General features: G+C 61.4%; 21 protein-coding genes, 1 pseudogene and 1 riboswitch. Of the genes and pseudogenes, 11 read left to right on the top strand and 11 right to left on the bottom strand.

Going from position 1 to position 19,277, the window contains the following annotated elements; all coding sequences use genetic code 11:
• Positions 1 to 53 precede the first annotated feature (53 nt).
• The 3 genes from HX814_RS19700 (at position 54) to HX814_RS19690 (ending at position 2,892) form a co-directional block, all read left to right on the top strand.
• Positions 54 to 1,019: a 2-hydroxyacid dehydrogenase gene (locus tag HX814_RS19700; RefSeq protein WP_102604708.1), complete on the top strand. Its 966-nt coding sequence runs from the start codon at positions 54 to 56 to the stop codon at positions 1,017 to 1,019.
• Between the two features lie 30 nt (positions 1,020 to 1,049).
• Positions 1,050 to 2,048, top strand: coding sequence for a class I SAM-dependent methyltransferase (locus HX814_RS19695; protein ID WP_008434258.1), 999 nt, complete (start codon positions 1,050 to 1,052; stop codon positions 2,046 to 2,048).
• Positions 2,049 to 2,099: 51 nt separating this feature from the next.
• A riboswitch (yybP-ykoY riboswitch) is annotated at positions 2,100 to 2,219 on the top strand.
• Between the two features lie 88 nt (positions 2,220 to 2,307).
• Entirely contained in the window at positions 2,308 to 2,892 is a 585-nt protein-coding gene (locus tag HX814_RS19690) for a TMEM165/GDT1 family protein (RefSeq protein WP_003216166.1), read from the top strand.
• Positions 2,893 to 3,052: 160 nt separating this feature from the next.
• On the opposite strand, the gene HX814_RS19685 is transcribed toward HX814_RS19690, so the two are convergent.
• Complete coding sequence (locus HX814_RS19685) at positions 3,053 to 3,871, bottom strand: M48 family metallopeptidase (RefSeq protein ID WP_003216165.1); 819 nt, start codon at positions 3,869 to 3,871, stop codon at positions 3,053 to 3,055.
• 252 nt (positions 3,872 to 4,123) lie between these two features.
• Between HX814_RS19685 and HX814_RS31740 the strand changes: the two are divergent.
• Positions 4,124 to 5,404: pseudogene (locus HX814_RS31740) on the top strand (HAMP domain-containing protein); the annotation flags it as partial.
• A gap of 15 nt (positions 5,405 to 5,419) precedes the next feature.
• Complete coding sequence (locus HX814_RS31735; RefSeq protein WP_371318529.1) at positions 5,420 to 6,262, top strand: methyl-accepting chemotaxis protein; 843 nt, start codon at positions 5,420 to 5,422, stop codon at positions 6,260 to 6,262.
• Between the two features lie 133 nt (positions 6,263 to 6,395).
• Here HX814_RS31735 and HX814_RS19675 read toward each other — a convergent pair whose 3' ends face one another.
• From HX814_RS19675 to HX814_RS19665, 3 genes are read right to left on the bottom strand one after another with little or no spacing between them, the layout of a single operon-like run.
• On the bottom strand, positions 6,396 to 7,016 hold the full coding sequence (locus HX814_RS19675) for an SOS response-associated peptidase (protein ID WP_003216163.1): 621 nt from the start codon (positions 7,014 to 7,016) through the stop codon (positions 6,396 to 6,398).
• A gap of 36 nt (positions 7,017 to 7,052) precedes the next feature.
• Positions 7,053 to 7,313, bottom strand: a complete 261-nt coding sequence (locus HX814_RS19670) for a putative signal transducing protein (RefSeq protein ID WP_017477710.1) — start codon at positions 7,311 to 7,313, stop codon at positions 7,053 to 7,055.
• 10 nt (positions 7,314 to 7,323) lie between these two features.
• The gene (locus tag HX814_RS19665) at positions 7,324 to 7,503 is read right to left on the bottom strand and encodes a CPXCG motif-containing cysteine-rich protein (protein ID WP_177008734.1); all 180 of its coding nucleotides are present in this window, start codon (positions 7,501 to 7,503) and stop codon (positions 7,324 to 7,326) included.
• Between the two features lie 144 nt (positions 7,504 to 7,647).
• Between HX814_RS19665 and HX814_RS19660 the strand changes: the two genes are divergently transcribed.
• A complete protein-coding gene (locus tag HX814_RS19660) occupies positions 7,648 to 8,811 on the top strand; it encodes a 1-acyl-sn-glycerol-3-phosphate acyltransferase (protein ID WP_029615884.1) in 1,164 nt (387 codons plus the stop codon).
• A gap of 135 nt (positions 8,812 to 8,946) precedes the next feature.
• Here the strand turns inward: HX814_RS19660 and HX814_RS19655 are convergent, their stop codons facing one another.
• A complete protein-coding gene (locus HX814_RS19655; protein ID WP_003216159.1) occupies positions 8,947 to 9,204 on the bottom strand; it encodes a hypothetical protein in 258 nt (85 codons plus the stop codon).
• Between the two features lie 181 nt (positions 9,205 to 9,385).
• Here HX814_RS19655 and HX814_RS19650 point away from each other — a divergent pair, with 181 nt between their 5' ends.
• Positions 9,386 to 9,595, top strand: coding sequence for a hypothetical protein (locus tag HX814_RS19650; protein WP_008434269.1), 210 nt, complete (start codon positions 9,386 to 9,388; stop codon positions 9,593 to 9,595).
• A gap of 107 nt (positions 9,596 to 9,702) precedes the next feature.
• Here HX814_RS19650 and HX814_RS19645 read toward each other — a convergent pair whose 3' ends face one another.
• Complete coding sequence (locus HX814_RS19645; RefSeq protein ID WP_003216157.1) at positions 9,703 to 10,287, bottom strand: YajG family lipoprotein; 585 nt, start codon at positions 10,285 to 10,287, stop codon at positions 9,703 to 9,705.
• A gap of 184 nt (positions 10,288 to 10,471) precedes the next feature.
• Between HX814_RS19645 and HX814_RS19640 the strand changes: the two genes are divergently transcribed.
• Positions 10,472 to 10,705 carry a hypothetical protein gene (locus tag HX814_RS19640; RefSeq protein WP_003216156.1) on the top strand — a complete coding sequence of 78 codons (234 nt, stop codon included), beginning with the start codon at positions 10,472 to 10,474 and terminating at the stop codon, positions 10,703 to 10,705.
• A 727-nt stretch (positions 10,706 to 11,432) separates the two neighbouring features.
• On the top strand, positions 11,433 to 12,941 hold the full coding sequence (gene mqo / locus HX814_RS19635; RefSeq protein ID WP_003216154.1) for a malate dehydrogenase (quinone): 1,509 nt from the start codon (positions 11,433 to 11,435) through the stop codon (positions 12,939 to 12,941).
• 94 nt (positions 12,942 to 13,035) lie between these two features.
• Here mqo and HX814_RS19630 read toward each other — a convergent pair whose 3' ends face one another.
• The 3 genes from HX814_RS19630 to HX814_RS19620 all read right to left on the bottom strand — a co-directional run bounded on the left by HX814_RS19630 (position 13,036) and on the right by HX814_RS19620 (position 14,636).
• The gene (locus HX814_RS19630) at positions 13,036 to 13,323 is read right to left on the bottom strand and encodes a PA4642 family protein (protein WP_003216153.1); all 288 of its coding nucleotides are present in this window, start codon (positions 13,321 to 13,323) and stop codon (positions 13,036 to 13,038) included.
• A gap of 208 nt (positions 13,324 to 13,531) precedes the next feature.
• Complete coding sequence (locus tag HX814_RS19625) at positions 13,532 to 14,017, bottom strand: hypothetical protein (RefSeq protein WP_008434279.1); 486 nt, start codon at positions 14,015 to 14,017, stop codon at positions 13,532 to 13,534.
• Between the two features lie 61 nt (positions 14,018 to 14,078).
• Positions 14,079 to 14,636: a hypoxanthine-guanine phosphoribosyltransferase gene (locus tag HX814_RS19620; protein WP_003216150.1), complete on the bottom strand. Its 558-nt coding sequence runs from the start codon at positions 14,634 to 14,636 to the stop codon at positions 14,079 to 14,081.
• A 165-nt stretch (positions 14,637 to 14,801) separates the two neighbouring features.
• On the opposite strand from HX814_RS19620, the gene upp reads away from it, so the two are divergent.
• Both upp and HX814_RS19610 read left to right on the top strand, forming a co-directional pair.
• On the top strand, positions 14,802 to 15,440 hold the full coding sequence (gene upp / locus HX814_RS19615; protein ID WP_003216149.1) for a uracil phosphoribosyltransferase: 639 nt from the start codon (positions 14,802 to 14,804) through the stop codon (positions 15,438 to 15,440).
• 2 nt (positions 15,441 to 15,442) lie between these two features.
• Positions 15,443 to 16,717 (top strand): uracil-xanthine permease family protein, encoded by a 1,275-nt coding sequence (locus tag HX814_RS19610; protein ID WP_087692860.1) that lies wholly within the window; start codon positions 15,443 to 15,445, stop codon positions 16,715 to 16,717.
• A gap of 128 nt (positions 16,718 to 16,845) precedes the next feature.
• Here HX814_RS19610 and hisC read toward each other — a convergent pair whose 3' ends face one another.
• Entirely contained in the window at positions 16,846 to 17,898 is a 1,053-nt protein-coding gene (gene hisC / locus HX814_RS19605; protein WP_003216145.1) for a histidinol-phosphate transaminase, read from the bottom strand.
• A 3-nt stretch (positions 17,899 to 17,901) separates the two neighbouring features.
• Positions 17,902 to 19,227, bottom strand: a complete 1,326-nt coding sequence (hisD, locus tag HX814_RS19600) for a histidinol dehydrogenase (RefSeq protein WP_008434283.1) — start codon at positions 19,225 to 19,227, stop codon at positions 17,902 to 17,904.
• Positions 19,228 to 19,277 lie beyond the last annotated feature (50 nt).

Here is a 19,277-nt window from a genome sequence, read left to right as displayed (position 1 = left end):
CTGATAGGCTCGGCAGATTACGCCTTCGAATCCCGCCGCAAAAGGTACAGTTGATGACGAACAATCGCCGCGCCGTCTTCCTTGATCACCCTTCCCTGGACCTCGGGGACCTGGACCTCAGCGGGTTGCAGGCACTCTTCAGCGAACTGAGCCTGCACCAGCAGACCACACCCGAAAACATTATCGAACGCCTGCAAGGCGCGCAGGTGGCCATCAGCAACAAGATCGCGCTGAATGCCGAGACCCTGGCGGCCTGCCCCGAGCTGAAGCTGATCCTGGTGACCGCCACCGGCACCAACAACGTCGACCTCGCCGCCGCCCGCGCCCACGGCGTTACCGTGAGCAATTGCCAGGGTTACGGCACGCCATCGGTGGCGCAGCATACGATCATGCTGCTGCTGAACCTGGCGACGCGCCTGAACGACTATCAACGCGATGTGCAGGCGGGGCACTGGCAACAAGCCAAGCAGTTCTGCCTGCTGGACTACCCGATCGTCGAACTGGAAGGCAAAACCCTCGGGCTGCTGGGCCATGGTGAATTGGGCGGTGCCGTTGCGCGCCTGGCTGAAGCCTTTGGCATGCGCGTGATCCTGGGCGCCATTCCAGGCCGCCCGGCCCGTGCCGATCGCGTGCCGCTGGACGAGTTGCTGGCGCAGGTCGACGCACTGACCCTGCACTGCCCGCTCAACGAACACACCCGCGACTTTATCGGTGCCCGCGAACTGGCGCTGCTCAAGCCCGGCGCGTTTATCGTCAACACGGCCCGTGGTGGCTTGATCAACGAACAGGCCCTGGCCGATGCCCTGCGCAGCGGTCATCTGGGCGGCGCGGCGACCGATGTGTTGAGTGTCGAACCCCCAGTCAACGGCAACCCGCTGCTGGCCGGCGACATCCCGCGCTTGATCGTCACCCCGCACAACGCCTGGGGCAGCCGCGAAGCCCGGCAGCGGATCGTCGGCCAATTGATCGAAAACACTCAGGGCTTTTTCAGCGGCGCCCCGCTGCGCGTCGTCAGTTGATAAACTGCGCCCCTTTTCAAGGAGCAGACCATGGATCCGCGCAGTGAAGTACTGCTTCGCCAGGCCGAACTTTTTCAAGGCGACGTGCTGCTGGTGGGCTTGCCCGCCGACGACCTGCTGGGCCGCCTGCCCAATGCCCATGGCTGGAGCTGGCACGCCGGCGACCAGGCCGCACTGGACGCACGTTTTGCCGAGCGCAGCCAGTTCGGTGTGAACGTGCCCGAGCGTTCGTTCGAGACCGCGGTGGTGTTCCTGCCCAAGTCCAAGGACCTCACCGACTACCTGCTCAATGCCGTGGCGGCGCGTTTGCCCGGCAAGGAGTTGTACCTGGTGGGGGAGAAGAAAGGCGGCATCGAAAGCGCGGCCAAGCAACTGAATCCGTTCGGCAAGCCGCGCAAGCTCGACAACGCGCGGCACTGCCAGTTGTGGCTGGTGACGGTGGCCAACGCCCCCGAGCCGGTAGAACTGGAGAGCCTGGCGCAGGTGTTCGAGGTGCCGCTGGCTGAGGGCCCGCTCAAGGTGGTGAGCCTGCCGGGCGTGTTCAGCCACGGTCGGCTGGATCGCGGTACCGCATTGCTGCTGGAGCATCTGGACAAGTTGCCGAGCGGTCACTTGCTGGATTTCGGTTGTGGCGCGGGTGTGCTCGGGGCAGCGGTCAAGCGTCGCTACCCGCATAACACGGTGACAATGCTCGACGTGGATGCCTTTGCCGCTGCCAGCAGTCGCCTGACATTGGCGGCCAATGGCCTGGAAGCCGAGGTGTTGACCGGTGATGGCATCGACGCTGCTCCGATGAATCTGAACGCGATTCTGAGCAACCCGCCGTTCCACGTCGGGGTGCACACCGATTATTTCGCCACCGAGAACCTGCTGCGAAAAGCGGCCAAACATCTGGCAAAAGGCGGCGAACTTCGCTTGGTTGCGAACAGTTTCCTGAAGTATCAGCCGCTGATCGAAGAGCATCTTGGCGTGTGCGCAATCAAGGCAGAAGGTCAGGGTTTTCGCATTTACCGTGCCAAGCGCGGCTGAGATCTTTTTCCAAAAGAAGGCTTGCCGAATGGATTTTGCCTAGGCAGAATCCGCTCCGTCCTAGGGGAGTAGTCTCCCACGAGCGCCACGCTCGTCCGGCATACGTCAACATACTTGGTCAACAGGCCATGGCGTATGCGACCCAGGAGTCCGCACAGACGGACCGGGGTTTGACAAGACCTATGACACGAACACCTTACCCGGGGCGGGAAGGCTGTACGTGTCATAGCCGTGTCGACCCGCCCCTGGAACTTACCTGATGCTGGATTCTCTGCTCGTCCCTACCGCAATCGTTGCCTTGGCCGAAATTGGCGACAAGACGCAACTGCTCGCGCTCATTCTCGCTGCACGCTTTCGCAAACCCTGGCCGATCATCGCCGGCATCGTTGCCGCGACCCTGGCCAACCATGCGGCCGCCGGTGCCGTGGGGGCCTGGTTCGGGAGTTTCTTCTCGGATGCGGTGCTGCACTGGATACTCGCGGCGAGCTTCTGCGCCACGGCGCTGTGGACCCTGGTGCCCGACAAGCTCGACGATGACGAAGCCAGCACTTCCCGCAAGTTCGGGCCCTTCCTGACCACGCTGATCGCATTCTTCCTCGCTGAAATCGGCGACAAGACCCAGATCGCTACCGTGATGCTCGCGGCGCAATACCCGGAACTGTGGCTGGTAATTATCGGCACCACCCTGGGCATGTTGATTGCCAACGTGCCGGTGGTGCTGGCGGGTAATTTTGCCGCGGACAAATTGCCGCTGACGCTGATTCGTCGACTGGCGGCTACGGCATTCTTCATCCTGGCCATTGTTGCGGTGTACAAGGCCATGCAGAGCAGTGGCTGGATCTAAACGCAACCCCATATGGGAGCTGGGCTTTTGTGGGAGCTGGCTTGCCTGCGATAGCATCACCTCGGTGCAACTGACACACCGAGGTGCCTGCATCGCGGGCAAGCCCGACTCCCACACAAGCCGGGCCCCCACATTCAGATTTGCATTTCAGCCTTATAAATCAGGATTTTTTCGCCTGCTGATACAACGGCATCACCTTCGGAATCGCCGCCTGCAACGAGGCGATCCGGCTGTCGGAGGCAGGGTGGGTGCTCATGAATTCAGGTGGCGAGCCTTCCGAAGCCTTGGCCATTTTGTTCCACAGGGTAATCGCCGCGTTCGGGTTGTAACCGGCACGCGCCGACAACTCCAGGCCGATCAGGTCCGCTTCGTTTTCATTGCTGCGGCTGTTGGGCAAGGTCATGCCGTAGTTGGCCACGGTATCGGCCAGCGCCAAGCTGTCCTGACCGAGGCCGAACAACGCACCGGCCCCCTGCTTCGCCATTTCGATACCGTAGGCCTTGGACATGGCTTCGCGGCCGTGCTCACGCAAGGCGTGGGCAATTTCATGGCCCATCACGGCGGCGAGTTCGTCGTCGGTCAACTTGAGATTGTCGATCAGCGCGCTGTAGACAAAGATCTTGCCGCCAGGCCCGCAGTTGGCGTTCATCTCGTCACTTTTGATCAGGTTCACTTCCCACTTCCACTGCGCCGCATCCGGACGGAAGGTGGGCGCCTGGGCGATCAAGCGGTTGGCGATCGCCTGCACGCGCTTGGCGTTGGCGCTGGTCTTGTCCACCAGGCCCTTGCCGCTGGCTTCACCCAGGGTCTGCTGGTAGGACTGCGCATACATCTGGTCGACTTCCTGGCTCGACAACATGCTGAACATGTACTGCTTGCGCTCAACCCCCACGGCGCCGCCGCTGGTGGTGTTGACCGACTGACAACCGGCGAGCAACAAAGCCGCGCCCAACGCACATACCGCCACTGTCTTTTTCATCAACCTGCTCCCTGAAAACATGGCGCGTATCGTAGTCGGCCAATTGTATCGACGCCAGATACAACAGACGTATAGCCACCTGATTTCAGATACATCCCACACTGCCGCAAAAAATTCACAAACGCTGGCAACCATTCCATTTACGACATTCGCCCATCCGGCACAGCCATTTTGAGGTAATGGCCCTCATGTCTCCCCCGCCCGCGGCCGATATACACAAGCAGCCAATCTCCCCCTGCGTTCGGAGCCGTCATGAAGTTCAAGTCGATTCAATTTTCTGTCGCGGCACTGGCCGGGGCCATTGTCCTGAGCGTGGTGGCGGTGTTGGTGCTGTATGCCTTGTTCGCCGGGGCGCGCACCCAGGAGATGGTGCAGGAACGCACCCAGGGTCAATTCGAACAAATCATCGAGCAGCGCCTGACCGCCCTGGCGCAAACCCAGGCGACGCTGATCCAGCGCGAACTCGAAGCGCCGCTGGTGACGGCCAAGGGCCTGGCCACCGCCAACGCTCTGATGGGCATGAAAGACGCCAACGGCAACCCGCAACTGGCGGTCTCCCGCGAACAGCTGATCAACCTGATCCACGAAACCGTGGTGCGTAACCCGAAGATTCTTGGCGCCTATATAGGCTGGGAAGCCAACGCCATCGACCACAACGATGCTGCCTACGTCAACAGCCCGGTGGTCGGCATCGAAACCAACGGCCGCTTCCTGCCGTGGTGGTTCCGCAATGCCGACGGCAGCCTGGGCCTGGATAAACTGGCTGACGTGGCCGACCAGACCATCCTGTCCACCGGCGTGCGCGCCAGTGAGTACTACCTGTGTTCCAAGGAAAGCAAAAAGCCCTGCGCCATCGATCCGGCCCCTTATAAAGTCGGGAATGCGATGGTGATGCTCGCCTCGTTTATCGAACCAATCATGATCGACGGCACCTTCCAGGGCATCGTCGGCGCCGACCTGTCGGTGAACTTCATCCAGGAAATGCTCACCAAGGCCGATCAGAATTTGTACAACGGTGCTGGTGAACTGGCGCTGATTTCCAGCAACGGTCGCCTGGTGGCCTACACCAAGGACGCCAGCAAGCTCGGGGAAAAGGCCAGCGACCTGCTGGACAGCAACGAACTGGCCAACCTCGGCCAGCTGAAGATCGGCGAAGTGCGCTACGACGTGGACAAGCAACACGGGCATATCGAGCTGTTCCTGCCGTTCAACATCGGCCAGACCGACGCCCGCTGGACCCTGCTCCTGCAACTGCCCCTGAGTGCGGTAATGGCCGACCTACAGGCGATGCAGCACGACCTCGACGCCCAGCGCAAAACCGATATTTTCGGCATGGCCGTGGCCGGGCTGCTGATCGCCGGCATCGGCTTGCTGGTGATCTGGCTGGTGGGCCACGGCATTGCCCGGCCGCTCAAGCAAATGGTGGCGATGCTCAATGACATCGCCCAGGGCGAAGGCGACCTGACCCGGCGCCTGACCAGTGATCGCGCCGACGAACTGGGGGCGATTGCCAGCGGCTTCAATACATTCCTGGCCAAGTTGCAGGGGATGATTACCCAGGTGGTGAGTTCGGTGCAGAAGGTCAGCGACTCGTCGGAGCACACCGCCGACATTGCGATTCGCACCAACCAGGGCGTGCACAAGCAAATGGTCGAGATCGACCAGGTGGCTACCGCCGTGCACGAGATGACCGCGACCGCACAGGACGTGGCGCGCAACGCCACCCAGGCCGCACAGGCCGCCAGCCACGCTGATCAAGCGGCGAGCCAGGGCATGCAGATTGTGCGCGACACCTCCACCTCCATCGGCGCCCTCGCCGAGGAAATCGGCAAGGCGGTCGGTGTGGTGCAGGCGCTGGCCAAGGACAGCGAGAACATCGATGCCATCCTCACGGCGATTCGCGGGATTGCCGAGCAGACCAACCTGCTGGCGCTCAACGCGGCAATCGAAGCAGCACGGGCCGGTGAGCAAGGGCGCGGGTTTGCGGTGGTGGCCGACGAGGTGCGCAACCTGGCGCAGAAGACCCAGAAGGCTACCGAAGAAATCCAGGCCATGATCCAGCAACTGCAGCAGGGCACCCGCGACGTGGTGCGGGTGATGGAAGACAGCCAGAACCGCACCGATGAAAGCGTGCAACATGCGGCCAAGGCGGCTCAGGCGCTGGAGACCATTACCCGGGCGGTGTCGGTGATCAACGACATGAACACCCAGATCGCCAGCGCCGCCGAGGAACAGAGCGCGGTGGCCGAGGACATTAACCGTAACGTGATCAATATCGGACAGGTGGCCAATGAAGTGGCCGGCGGAGCGGATGAGTCGAGCGCGGCCAGCGCAGACCTGACCAAGCTGGCGGAGCAGCAGCGGCGGTTGATCAATCAGTTCAAGGTTTGAGTCAAGCGGCGCCCTTTCGGGCGCCTTCGCGAGCAAGCCCGCTCCCACATTCGATCGCATTCCTTCAGTTGAAATGCAATCAAATGTGGGAGCGGGCTTGCTCGCGAAGAGGCCGGCCGATTCAACACAACGCTCAACCCGGCGTCAGGCACTCCGGTCCATTCAGCTTCGGATCGTTGACCATATTGGCCAGCACCCGCTCGCGCAACGCGGTGGGTTCACTGGCCAACAAGGCCTGCAAGGTGTGCAGCGGCGTCTCGGGGTTCAGCCAGGCTGCCTGCCCCGCCGCATCCAGAATCAACGGTCGGCGCTGACTCTGCGCCGCCTGGGTCACCACCGCCGTACTCAACCAAACCTGCTCCTGCACCGGATACGCCTCCCAGATCGCCGCAAAGAACAGCGTGCTGCCCTCCCCCGGCGTCAGCCAGTACGGGCGCTTGCGCTGGGTGCCGCGCCATTCGTAGAAACCATTGGCCGGCAGCAGGCAGCGGCGCTGACGAAACGCTTCGCGAAACATCGGCTGTTCGGCAAGGGTTTCCGCCCGGGCATGGGCCGGTGTACGAGAGAGATCGGTCAGCCAGGGCGGCGTCAGGCCCCAGCGCGCCCGCGCCAGGGTGTGCTGGCCGTCGCTCAGGCGCTGGATCAGCACCGAGTCATTGGGAGAGATGTTCCACTGGGCCTGCTGGTCGGCCGGGAAGCCCGGCAAGGCAGCAAACGCGGGGTTCCAGCGAAACAGGGCATAACGTCCACACATGGGGCAACACGACTCTTGGAGAAACCGGCCGACAGCCTAACAGACCAGCACGTCGGGAAAGCTGTCGGGTTCATCACCGGGCAGTGGTTGCGCACCGTTGTAGGCGGTGATCAGCTCGCGGGCGTAGGCGGCCTGGTCGTTCTCCACCGCCAGCGCCAGCAGGCCATAGATCGGCAGTTCGCCGGTACCCCCGAGCAAATCGCGCCCCACCAGGTGCGCGGTGATGCCCTCGCTTTCGAGCATGCCTTGCAGCAGCTCGCCTTCCATCAGGTTTTCCGGCTCGTAGATTCGCTGCATGGGCGTACCTTTATTCGTTCTCGCTGCGCACGTTGAGCATCCATTCGTCGTCATGAACCTGCAGCTCGAAAACAATGGGCCGGCAGCACACCGGGCAGTCTTCTATATATTCCTGATCACCCCCGGACAGGTCCAGTAACGCCGTGACAACCTCCCCACAATAAGGACATTCGTACGACTCCTCTTCCATCGCGGTCTCCAAGGTGACTTGTGCGTATAATCGCCGGTCTATTTACAGGGCTATTTTTCGTCCCGGTCAATTGCCCGGACCACGCCCTGATATTTATTGTTCCAAACCTTTACTTACCCTAGCCGTTTCTAACAAGAGAGCATGATGGGCGAATTCGATACCATCCGACCTTACAACGACAGCGAAGTCCCGGCAGTGCTGGCCCGACTGTTCAGTGACAAGGCCTTTCTGGACATCCTGACCCACTTTCGCTTCCCGCGCTTTGCCGGCGCCTTCGGCTGGCTGCTCAAGCCGATGATCGCTCATAAACTGCGCCGTGAGTTCGCCGGCGTCACCACCGTGGCCACGCTGCAGGACAAAGTCGAGTTTTACGTCGACCACACCATCGAGCGGGCAACCGACGGCGTGACCTATACCGGCGTGGAGCAGTTCAAGTCCGGCAGCGCCTACCTATTCCTGGCCAACCACCGCGACATCGTGATGGACCCGGCCTTCGTCAACTACGCCGTGTACCACGCCGGCCTGCCGACGCCGCGCATCGCCATCGGCGACAACCTGCTGCAGAAGCCGTTTGTCAGCGACCTGATGCGCCTGAACAAGAGTTTCATCGTGCACCGCTCGATCACCGGGCGCAAAGAGAAGATGGCGGCCTATCAGTTGCTGTCGGCCTACATCAACCATTCGATTCGCAACGACTGCCAGTCGATCTGGATCGCCCAGGCCGAAGGCCGCGCCAAGGATGGGGATGATCGCACCGAGTCGGCGATCCTCAAGATGTTCCACATGAGCCGCAAGGACGAGCCGTTCGCCGAAGTCATCCAGTCACTGAACCTGACGCCGGTGTCCATCAGCTACGAATACGACCCGTGCGACGCAGCCAAGGCCCGCGAGCTGTACATCCGCGCCACCACCGGCACCTACAGCAAGGCGCCGGGGGAAGATGACGTGAGCATCGCCCTGGGCATCACCGGCTACAAGGGCCGGGTACACGTCAACTTCGCGCCGCCGATCACCGAGGCGTTCGAAGACACCAAGCTGTTGGCGATCGAAATGGACCGGCAGATCCTGGGTGGGTATCGGTTGTTCCCGGTGCATTACCTGGCGTACGCCCAATGGAGCGATGCCGATCCGCAATTGCAGGTACCGACCGCAGCCGAGGTATTCCCGGCGGACGAGTTGGCCAAGGCAAAGGCAGAGTGGGAGCGGCGCTTGAATGCGTGCCCGGCCGAGCATCGGCCGTATCTGGTGTTGCAATACGCGACGCCGGTGAGGAATCAGTACCGGGTCAAGGCCGGGATTGCCCTGTAACCCGGTACCAGCAACAGCGCAAACCCAATGTGGGAGCGGGCTTGCTCGCGAAGGCGGTGGATCAGCCAATCATGTATTGACTGACACCGCGCTTTCGCGAGCGAGCCCGCTCCCACAGTTGTTTTTAGGGTGTTCCTACAATCGGGTACTAAGAAAGGACACCAGCAACGCCAGCCCCAGACAGGCAAACCCCAACCGGTAGAACAGGCGATAGGTACGCTGCGTCAACACGTCCAGATACAGCATCGGCTGATCAATGGCACGCAGTTCGCTTTGCGCGGCAAGGCGGGCCATCGCGCGCTGTTCATGCAGGCGCGTGACAAACAGCAGCCATGCCGCCGGGCAGGCCAGTAACAGGGCAAGGGAATTGAGCAGTAGTGCGGTCAGCGACATCGCAAACCTCGATGTATCAGTGTCTTGGTATCAATCCAGATACAAACCTGAATGATATGCGCCGCCTGCGCGTCATTACTCCTTCCCCATTGACGGCTAATGTATCCAGTAATTTACAGCGTCACCTGAACGTCACCTTAACAAGCCACTCTGTGGCCCTTCGAAAGCCCGGGAGCTTGTCATGTTGCACGCGCAGAACCAGGATCGGCTGTATCTGATTGCCCCAAGTGATGAGCAAGAGGCCCTGGTGGGCGGCCTCGCGTTCAATGTGCAGGACCGCCACTGGCTGGTGTATTGCGCCCTCGGCGGGCATCAACATGCCGACCTGCCGGAGCTGGACTTGCTCACTGGCGTGAGTGTGCTGGACTTTTATGTCGAAACGGCTGCATGAAAACGGCAGGCGTAAAAAAACCGGGCTCAGTGATGAGCCCGGTTTTTTGATCGTTCCCACGCGCCGCAAAGGAATGCCGACTGGGGCGCTCCGCGCCCGCCTGACGGTTACTGCGAGCTGAGCAGCGAACCGATGCTCGGGTCCTTGAACAGGCGCGTCAGGGCATCGCTCAACACGTCGCTGACCAGCTTGGTGTTGGTTTCCTGGTTCGGCGCCATGCCGAAGCGCTGGTCCAGGGATGCGCCGTAACGGCCGCTGTAGCGACGGGTACCGGCAGTCACGTCGGACTTGAAGGTCGCGCCGATGGTGGCTTCAGTCACGTACAGGCCTTCCTTGGGCGACTGATACTTCAGCTCGGCCAGGGTGATGGTCAGTTGTGGCGCACCTGGCGAGTTGGAAGGGGTGAAGCCCAACAGGCGCACGGCCGCTTCGGCCTGGGCTTGCAGCTTGGGCAGCACGTCCGCACCGGTCACCGTAATGGCACTGGTTTCCGGGTACAGGCCGCCACGGGTGCCGAGGGTCGGCGACGGACGACCGTCAACCACACGCACCGACACCGGCTGGCCATGGCCGACAGGCGCCAGCTGGGTGGTGATTTTCGGTTGCGGGCTGAGTTGTTGCGGGCTGTGGGCGCAGCCAACCAGGGTCAAACTGGTCACAGTGATCAAACCGAACAACAGGCGTTGCAACATACTCATTTCTCCAGGACTAGATGCAAACAGGGCGCCAGTATAACGGTGAGCGCTCGCCACTCACCAGAATTCCTGAACGGCGCCTGAACTGTCGGCGAAATTACAATTTTCACACAGAACCGTCACCTCAATGTCATGCCAGACTGCCAACCTTCGCAGCATGTAACGAACCGGGTACACAGCCATGCGCCTTCTCAAATCTTTGTTCTTTTCCCACGCCAGCCATCGCCACTTCGCCCTGCTCGACGCCCAAGGCTGCTGCCAGGCTTTCAAGCAGTGCAGCCTGCCGCCCGTCGGTGAAGGCTGGGTCGAAGTCGAAGAGACCCGCCTGAGCTGGATGCACCGTCCGCTGCCCGCCAGCGCGCGCGTCAGCCCCCGGGTTTCGCAGCCACAGGCACGGCACGCGTTGGCCTCCTGACCAGACTGCTAATAAAAGTCATTAAACACGTCCATTTGCGCGCATTTCTTCGCTACAATCTCCCCCCGATTATAAGGACGTCTCCTGATCGGGCCTCGCAGCATCGCTAATGCACTTGTATTAGCTCCCCCGCACCGCCCACAGAGAGCCGCCCACACAGATCGTGTGAAGCTGGCGAGCTTGCTGTTTTCTCTGCAAACCATCGTCTTTACCCGAATCTGCCAGAGCTGCCATGCGCTCGGCCACTTGAGTTGTTTGCCCGTTTTGCCGCTTGCCGGCAGTGATTTCGGGCCAGGTGCCAGGCTGGGGCAGCCCTTTTTTGAGGTTCACGTCTTCAAAAGAGCGTGAAAAAAACGGGTTTTCACAACTTCACAAGAGTGTGGCGAGCAAATGAATAGTTTTGCGTTTGTACAAGCACCATCAGCGTCTGGAACAGCCCCACCACACAGGACCGAGCACTCCTCAAGAACCGGAGCTTGAAGCCTGTCCGCTACGGATTTGGTTGCACGATCGGACGAGCTTGACCATAAGTCGAATTGCCACAGGCGCCCTTAAATGCGTTCATACGCAGATCAGGCCCGGTCGGCAGCGTCCGCTTGCGATAAATTGCGAAGAATCGGACATGGCGATCCTGGCCATGGGTAACCTGGGGCATCACGTGAACCGCCCCGTCACTCCTGGCAGCCATGCCGTCAATTTGGTGCTGCAGATTTTGGAGACGCGTTAAATGGCGCATAACGAAGCAGTCGACGTAGTACTGGTAGGTGCGGGCATCATGAGTGCCACCCTCGCCGTACTGCTCAAAGAGCTCGACCCCGGCCTCAAGCTGGAAGTCGTTGAGCTGATGGATTCGGGTGCCGCGGAAAGTTCCAACCCGTGGAACAACGCCGGTACCGGCCACGCCGGGCTGTGTGAGCTGAACTACACACCGCAGGCCGCCGACGGCTCCATCGACATCAAGAAAGCCGTGCACATCAACACCCAATTCGAGGTGTCGAAGCAGTTCTGGGCCTACCTGACCAAGAAAGGCACCTTTGGCTCGTCCAAATCCTTTATCAGCCCCGTGCCGCACCTGAGCTTCGTACAGGGCGAGAAAGGCGTGTCGTTCCTCAAGAAGCGTTTTGAAACCCTCAGCCAGCACCACGCGTTCTCGGACATGCACTACACCGAAGACCGCAGCGAGATGGCCGAGTGGATGCCGCTGATGATGCCCGGCCGCCCGCTGGACGAAAAAATCGCCGCCACCCGCGTGATGAACGGCACCGACGTCAACTTCGGCGCCCTGACCAACCAGTTGCTCTCGCACCTGACCAGCGCCCCGGATGCCCAGGTCAAGTACAGCAAGCGCGTCACCGGCCTCAAGCGCAACGGCGCCGGCTGGACCGTGAGCATCAAGGACGTCAACAGCGGCAACTCCCGTGATGTGGACGCCAAGTTTGTGTTCCTCGGCGCCGGTGGCGCGGCCCTGCCGCTGTTGCAAGCCTCGGGCATCGAGGAAAGCAAGGGCTTCGGCGGCTTCCCGGTCAGCGGCCAGTGGCTGCGTTGCGACAACCCGGAAGTGGTCAAGCACCACCAGGCCAAGGTCTACAGCCAGGCGGCCGTGGGTTCGCCACCGATGTCGGTGCCGCACCTCGACACCCGTGTGGTCGACGGCAAGAAATCCCTGCTGTTCGGGCCATACGCCGGTTTCACCACCAAGTTCCTCAAGCACGGCTCGTTCCTTGACCTGCCCATGTCGATTCGTGCCGGCAACATCGGCCCGATGCTGGCCGTGGCCCGGGACAACATGGACCTGACCAAGTACCTGGTCAGCGAGGTGCGCCAGTCCATGGAGCAGCGCCTGGAATCCCTGCGTCGCTTCTACCCTGAGGCAAAAGCCGAAGACTGGCGCCTGGAAGTGGCCGGCCAACGGGTGCAGATCATCAAGAAAGACCCGAAGAAAGGCGGCGTGCTGCAATTCGGTACCGAACTGGTTGCGGCCAAGGACGGTTCGCTGGCCGCCCTGCTCGGCGCGTCTCCAGGTGCTTCGGTGACCGTGTCGATCATGCTGGAACTGATCGAACGCTGCTTCCCGACGAAAGCGGCCGGTGAGTGGGCCGCCAAGCTGCACGAGATCTTCCCGGCTCGGGAAAAGGTCCTGGAGACCGATGCCGAGCTGTATCGCAAGATCAACACGCAGAACAACATCAGCCTGGAACTGGTTGAGCAGAGCAGCGAGACCGAAAGCTACGCTTGAGCGTCGTGACGCAGAGCGTCAGTTGATGCATTCCCACGCAGAGCGTGGGAACGAAAAACGCCCCTAACGGGGCGTTTTTTTTCGTCCGCAACAATCAGCCGCGAGCTTGTTCGATCAGCTCGATGTACTCGGCGGCGTTGCGCTGGTCCTTGATCACTTCAACGAAGGTCAGGCCATGCTCGTCCTTGCCATCGAGGTCCAGGCCGGCTTCCTTGAAGAAAACCAGGAAGCGTTCGAAGTCGTCGATACGCAGGCCGCGGTAGGCCTTGATCAGTTTGTGCAGGGACGGCGAAGTGGCGTCTACCGGCTCGAAATCCAGGAACAGCTTGATTTGCTCGTCGCCGATTTCATCACCAATCACCTGTTTCTTATCTTTACGCATTACCGACTCCAGCCTGCAGACATTTACACGGGAAAAGCAGTTTACCTGCGGCACAGCGGCTTCGAAAGCTACGCGAACCAATGTGGGAGCCGGCTTGCCTGCGATAGCGGTGCATCAGTAACAGATGGGCCAACGGACCCACCGCTATCGCAGGCAAGCCAGCTCCCACATTGACTGTATTTACACCGCCGAATGCGCGTCGGCTGGATTATTTGGCGCGCACCGCCCCGGTGTGCAAATCGGCCCAGATATGGCCGTTGGCGTAAGTGAGGAATTGCACATAGACCGTGTCATTGCGCAACAAGTCGACGATCACCCGATACTGGGTCACCGGATACGACAAGGTCAGGGTTTTGCTTTTGTCGTCGAACACCGGCTTTTTCAGGCTTTTGCTTTCAGCATCAAAGTTGAGGATCACCTGGGCGATGGTCGCGCCTTTGTTCAGGGACTTGCCCTTGAGGCGGATCATCAACGGCGAGGTCACCGGGATCGGCTGCTGGGTGGATTGGCGCTGGTTACCCACCACCACCGAATACTCGGTGACTTGCAGCAATTGCTGCTGGTCCGGGGTTTCGGCGCGCAGGGTCAGGTCGTCGGGCGGCAGGAATTGGCTGTGCAGCGGCGCCGGAGCAGCCGCCAGGGGCAAACTGAGGGTCAGCGCCAGGGCGGCGCAGGTGCGAATCAACAGGCTCATGAACAGCTCCAGACGCAGGGGCCAAGCACGATAGCATGACAACCCTGCGCCTGAATCCCGCTTACATCCCTTTGACGGCGTAGATCCCATTGGCGTTGCGCCAGTAGCCTTTGTAGTCCATGCCGTAACCGAAGATGTAACGGTCAATGCACGGCAGGCCCACGTAATCGGCTTTCAGGTCCGGACGGGCCTTGCGGTCGTGGTCCTTGTCGATCAGCACGGCAGTGTGCACCTTGCGCGCGCCGGCGTGTTTGCAGAAGTCGATGATCGCGCCCAGGGTGTGACCTTCGTCGAGGATGTCGTCGATGATCAGCACGTCGCGGTCGATGAACGAGACTTCCGGCTTGGCTTTCCAGAACAGGTCGCCGCCACTGGTTTCATTGCGATAGCGAGTGGCGTGCAGGTAGGACGCTTCCAGCGGGAATTGCAGGTGGGTGAGCAATTTACCGGCGAAAATCAGGCCACCGTTCATCACGCAAAAGACCACCGGGTTGGTGTCGGCCATTTCACGGGAGATGTGCGCGCCGACCTTGGCGATGGCCTCTTCGACTTGCGCTTCGGTGTACAGGCAGTCAGCCTCGCGCATGATTTGACGGATATGCTCGAGATCAGCGGACATGGCGCTCTCCAAGGGGGTGCTGTGGCAAGAAAAGCGGGCAAAGGTACGCATGTGAGGCGCAACGTTCAAGCCTTAATGGACTAACGTACTAGATGTCTATAGGACAACACCCTCGGATAGATTAATCTAGGCCGGTTTTTTTGCCCGCCGCCGGAGCCTTTCCCCATGCCCATCCGTGAGATCCGCCATCCGCTGATCCGACATAAACTCGGCCTTATGCGCCGCGCCGACATTAGCACGAAGAACTTCCGTGAGCTTGCTCAGGAAGTCGGAGCGCTGCTCACCTACGAGGCGACCAAAGACCTGCCCCTGGAAAACTACGAGATCGCCGGTTGGTGTGGTCCCGTCCAGGTCGAGAAAATCGCCGGCAAGAAGATTACCGTGGTGCCGATCCTGCGTGCCGGTATCGGCATGCTCGAAGGCGTGCTCAGCCTGATCCCGGGTGCCAAGGTCAGCGCCGTAGGCGTGGCCCGCAACGAAGAGACGCTGCAGGCCCACACCTACCTGGAAAAACTGGTACCGGAAATCGACGAGCGCCTGGCGATGATCATCGACCCGATGCTCGCCACCGGCAGCTCCATGGTTGCCACCATCGACCTGCTGAAAAAAGCCGGTTGCAAGGACATCCGCGCCATGGTGCTGGTGGCCGCTCCCGAAGGCATCGCCGCCGTCGAGAAAGCCCACCCGGACGTGTTGATCTACACCGCATCCATCGATGAACGCCTGAATGAACATGGCTACATCATCCCGGGCCTGGGCGATGCCGGCGACAAGATCTTCGGTACCAAGCAGAAGGACGCGTGACCATGCAGGATGAGTTCAACGACCCGCTTTGGCGCCAGATCCTGTCTGGCGCACAGATGCTCTTCGTAGCATTTGGCGCGCTGGTGTTGATGCCGCTGATCACCGGTCTCGATCCAAACGTCGCCCTGTTCACCGCAGGCTTGGGCACCTTGTTGTTCCAGGTCGTCACCGGGCGCCAGGTACCGGTGTTCCTGGCGTCGAGCTTTGCGTTTATCACCCCGATCATTCTCGCCAAGGGCCAGTTCGGCCTCGCGGCGACCATGGGCGGCGTGATGGCGGCCGGCTTCGTTTACACCTTCCTGGGCCTGGCCGTGAAGATCAAGGGCACCGGTTTCATCGACCGGCTGCTGCCGCCGGTGGTGATCGGGCCGGTGATCATTTCCATTGGCCTGGCCATGGCGCCGATTGCGGCCAATATGGCGATGGGCAAGGCCGGTGACGGCAGCGAGTTGATCCACTACCAGACCGCCATGCTGATCTCGATGCCGGCGCTGCTGACCACGTTGATCGTGGCGGTGTTCGGCAAAGGCATTTTCCGCCTGGTGCCGATCATCTCCGGCGTGCTGGTGGGTTTCGCTATGTCGTTCTACTTCGGCGTAGTCGACACCGCGAAGATCGCCGCCGCACCGTGGTTCGCCCTGCCCCACTTCACCGCGCCGGAATTCAACTGGCAGGCGATCCTGTTTATCGTCCCGGTGGCCCTGGCCCCGGCGATCGAACACATCGGTGGTGTGATTGCGGTGGGCAGCGTGACCGGTCGCGACTACCTGAAGAAGCCTGGCCTGCACCGCACCCTGCTGGGTGACGGGATCGCCACCACCGCTGCCGGCCTGTTCGGCGGCCCGCCCAACACGACCTACGCGGAAGTGACGGGCGCGGTGATGCTGACCAAGAACTACAACCCGAAGATCATGACCTGGGCGGCGGTATTTGCCATCAGCCTGGCGTTTATCGGCAAGTTCGGCGCGCTGCTGCAGAGCATTCCAGTCCCGGTAATGGGCGGTATTCTGTGCCTGCTGTTCGGCTCGATTGCCGCAGTGGGGATGAACACCCTGATCCGCCACAAGATCGACCTTGGCGAAGCGCGCAACCTGGTGATTGTGTCGGTGACCCTGGTGTTCGGGATTGGCGGTGTGTTGGTAGGCACCGGCACTGGCCCGGATGACTTTGGCCTGAAGGGCATCGCCCTGTGTGCGGTGGTAGCGATTGCGTTGAATCTGCTGCTGCCGGGCAATGACGGCTGGAAGAACAGGAAGCCGGATGAGCCGCTGATCTAACTGCCAACGCAAAACCAGTGTGGGAGCGGGCTTGCTCGCGAATGCAGTGTGTCATTCAGCACATCAGTGACTGAACCACCGCATTCGCGAGCAAGCCCGCTCCCACATTTTTTGAGTTTCAGTGTGGCTTACAGCTCGCCCAACGCATCGATCAGCGCCTGGTTCTGCTCCGGCGTGCCAATACTGATCCGCAGGAACTGGGCAATCCGCTCCTGCTTGAAGTGCCGCACAATCACCCCCTGCTCCCGCACCTTGGCCGCCAGCCCGGCAGCGTCGTGCCCTGGATGCCGGGCAAAGATGAAGTTGGCCGCCGACGGCAGTACTTCAAACCCCTTGGCCTGCAGTTGCGCCACCAGCTTTTCACGGCTATCGATCACCAACTTGCAGGTGTTCCGGAAGTATTCGCGGTCTTCAAAAGCGGCGGCCGCGCCGACAATCGCCAGACGGTCCAGCGGGTAGGAGTTGAAGCTGTTCTTGACCCGCTCCAGCGCCTCGATCAGGTCCGGGTGGCCCACGGCCAGGCCCACCCGCAAACCGGCCAGGGAGCGCGACTTGGAGAGGGTCTGGGTCACCAGCAGGTTCGGGTAACGGTCCACCAGGCTGATGGCGGTCTCGCCGCCGAAGTCGATATAGGCTTCATCGACCACCACCACCGAGTCCGGGCTGGCCTTGAGGATTTGCTCCACGGCGTCCAGCGCCATCACGCAACCGGTCGGCGCGTTCGGGTTCGGGAAGATGATCCCGCCGTTGGGCCTGGCGTAGTCCGACACGCGGATCTGGAACTGTTCATCCAGCGGCACTGCGTCGAAGGCAATGCGGTACAGGCCGCAGTACACCGGGTAGAAGCTGTAGCTGATGTCCGGGAACAGCAGCGGCAGGTCGTGCTGGAACAAACCGTGGAAGATGTGCGCCAGGACTTCATCGGAGCCGTTGCCGAGGAACACCTTGCCCGCGTCGATCCCGTAGTACTTGGCCACCGCCTGCTTGAGCAGGTCGCTGTTGGGGTCCGGGTACAAACGCAGGTTGTCGTTCAGCTCGGCCTGCATGGCAGCCAGCGCCTTGGGCGATGGGCCGTAGGGGTTTTCATTGGTGTTGAGTTTTACCAGCTTGGTCAGCTTCGGTTGCTCACCGGGCACGTAAGGCACGAGATCCTTGACGAGCGGGCTCCAGAATTTGCTCATGTTTCAGTTCCCCTGCTTATCGTCAACGATGCGGTATTCGGCGCTGCGGGCGTGGGCGGTCAGCGACTCGCCACGGGCCAGCACGGAAGCGGTCTTGCCCAACTCCGACGCGCCCTCTGGCGAGCAGAAGATGATCGACGAGCGCTTCTGGAAGTCATATACGCCCAGCGGCGAGGAGAACCGCGCAGTGCCCGACGTGGGCAGCACGTGATTGGGACCTGCGCAGTAGTCGCCCAGGGCTTCGCTGGTGTGGCGGCCCATGAAGATCGCGCCGGCGTGGCGAATCAGCGGCAGCCAGGCTTGTGGGTCGGCGACGGATAACTCCAGGTGTTCCGGGGCGATACGGTTGGCCACTTCGATGGCCTGCTCCATGTCGCGGACCAGGATCAGGGCGCCACGGCCATTGATCGACTTCTCGATGATCTCGGCGCGCTCCATGGTCGGCAGCAGCTTGGCGATGCTGGCGGCGACCTTGTCCAGGAATTCGGCGTCCGGGCTGACCAGGATCGCCTGGGCGTCTTCGTCGTGCTCGGCCTGGGAGAACAGGTCCATGGCGATCCAGTCCGGGTCGGTCTGGCCGTCACACACCACGAGGATTTCCGAAGGGCCGGCGATCATGTCGATGCCGACCTGGCCAAATACATGGCGCTTGGCCGTGGCCACGTAGATGTTGCCCGGGCCAACCACCTTGTCGACCTTCGGCACGCTTTCGGTGCCGTAGGCCAGGGCCGCTACCGCTTGGGCGCCACCGATGGTGAACACGCGATCAACGCCCGCGATGCAGGCCGCTGCCAGCACCAGTTCGTTGATTTCGCCGCGCGGGGTAGGCACCACCATGACCACTTCGGTCACGCCGGCCACCTTGGCCGGAATCGCGTTCATCAGTACCGAGGACGGGTACGACGCTTTGCCGCCCGGCACGTACAGGCCGGCACGGTCCAGCGGCGTGACCTTCTGGCCCAGTACGGTGCCGTCGGCCTCGGTGTAGCTCCAGGAATCCTGTTTCTGTTTCTCGTGGTAGCTGCGCACCCGCGCGGCCGCCACTTCCAGGGCTTCGCGCTGGGGCGCGGTGATGCGGGTCAAGGCCAGTTCCAGGCGTTCGCGGGGCAGGATCAGGTCGGCCATGGAGGCGACGTCCAGGCCATCGAACTGCCGGGTAAAATCAACCAGCGCCGCGTCACCGCGCTCGCGCACGGCCTTGATGATGTCGAGCACCCGCTGGTTGACCGAATCGTCGGACACGCTTTCCCAGCTCAGCAGATGATCCAGATGATGGGCGAAATCCGGGTCGGCAGCGTTGAGTCGGGCAATTGCAGTGGACGTGGTCATAGCGAGGGCCTCATAGGAATGGCAAAAATGCTCAGGCGCCGAAAGTTAGC

The organism is Pseudomonas sp. C8002 (assembly GCF_013385765.1).
In the GTDB taxonomy this organism is placed as follows: domain Bacteria; phylum Pseudomonadota; class Gammaproteobacteria; order Pseudomonadales; family Pseudomonadaceae; genus Aquipseudomonas.
This window is presented reverse-complemented; position numbering and strand designations above follow the sequence as displayed.

Bases quoted from the DNA above. Each gene is read 5' to 3' on its own strand.
- HX814_RS19700 (WP_102604708.1), top strand. From the start codon at position 54: ATGACGAACAATCGCCGCGCCGTCTTCCTTGATCACCCTTCCCTGGAC.
- HX814_RS19695 (WP_008434258.1), top strand. From the start codon at position 1,050: ATGGATCCGCGCAGTGAAGTACTGCTTCGCCAGGCCGAACTTTTTCAA.
- HX814_RS19690 (WP_003216166.1), top strand. From the start codon at position 2,308: ATGCTGGATTCTCTGCTCGTCCCTACCGCAATCGTTGCCTTGGCCGAA.
- HX814_RS19685 (WP_003216165.1), bottom strand. From the start codon at position 3,871: ATGAAAAAGACAGTGGCGGTATGTGCGTTGGGCGCGGCTTTGTTGCTC.
- HX814_RS31735 (WP_371318529.1), top strand. From the start codon at position 5,420: ATGATTACCCAGGTGGTGAGTTCGGTGCAGAAGGTCAGCGACTCGTCG.
- HX814_RS19675 (WP_003216163.1), bottom strand. From the start codon at position 7,016: ATGTGTGGACGTTATGCCCTGTTTCGCTGGAACCCCGCGTTTGCTGCC.
- HX814_RS19670 (WP_017477710.1), bottom strand. From the start codon at position 7,313: ATGCAGCGAATCTACGAGCCGGAAAACCTGATGGAAGGCGAGCTGCTG.
- HX814_RS19665 (WP_177008734.1), bottom strand. From the start codon at position 7,503: ATGGAAGAGGAGTCGTACGAATGTCCTTATTGTGGGGAGGTTGTCACG.
- HX814_RS19660 (WP_029615884.1), top strand. From the start codon at position 7,648: ATGGGCGAATTCGATACCATCCGACCTTACAACGACAGCGAAGTCCCG.
- HX814_RS19655 (WP_003216159.1), bottom strand. From the start codon at position 9,204: ATGTCGCTGACCGCACTACTGCTCAATTCCCTTGCCCTGTTACTGGCC.
- HX814_RS19650 (WP_008434269.1), top strand. From the start codon at position 9,386: ATGTTGCACGCGCAGAACCAGGATCGGCTGTATCTGATTGCCCCAAGT.
- HX814_RS19645 (WP_003216157.1), bottom strand. From the start codon at position 10,287: ATGTTGCAACGCCTGTTGTTCGGTTTGATCACTGTGACCAGTTTGACC.
- HX814_RS19640 (WP_003216156.1), top strand. From the start codon at position 10,472: ATGCGCCTTCTCAAATCTTTGTTCTTTTCCCACGCCAGCCATCGCCAC.
- mqo (WP_003216154.1), top strand. From the start codon at position 11,433: ATGGCGCATAACGAAGCAGTCGACGTAGTACTGGTAGGTGCGGGCATC.
- HX814_RS19630 (WP_003216153.1), bottom strand. From the start codon at position 13,323: ATGCGTAAAGATAAGAAACAGGTGATTGGTGATGAAATCGGCGACGAG.
- HX814_RS19625 (WP_008434279.1), bottom strand. From the start codon at position 14,017: ATGAGCCTGTTGATTCGCACCTGCGCCGCCCTGGCGCTGACCCTCAGT.
- HX814_RS19620 (WP_003216150.1), bottom strand. From the start codon at position 14,636: ATGTCCGCTGATCTCGAGCATATCCGTCAAATCATGCGCGAGGCTGAC.
- upp (WP_003216149.1), top strand. From the start codon at position 14,802: ATGCCCATCCGTGAGATCCGCCATCCGCTGATCCGACATAAACTCGGC.
- HX814_RS19610 (WP_087692860.1), top strand. From the start codon at position 15,443: ATGCAGGATGAGTTCAACGACCCGCTTTGGCGCCAGATCCTGTCTGGC.
- hisC (WP_003216145.1), bottom strand. From the start codon at position 17,898: ATGAGCAAATTCTGGAGCCCGCTCGTCAAGGATCTCGTGCCTTACGTG.
- hisD (WP_008434283.1), bottom strand. From the start codon at position 19,227: ATGACCACGTCCACTGCAATTGCCCGACTCAACGCTGCCGACCCGGAT.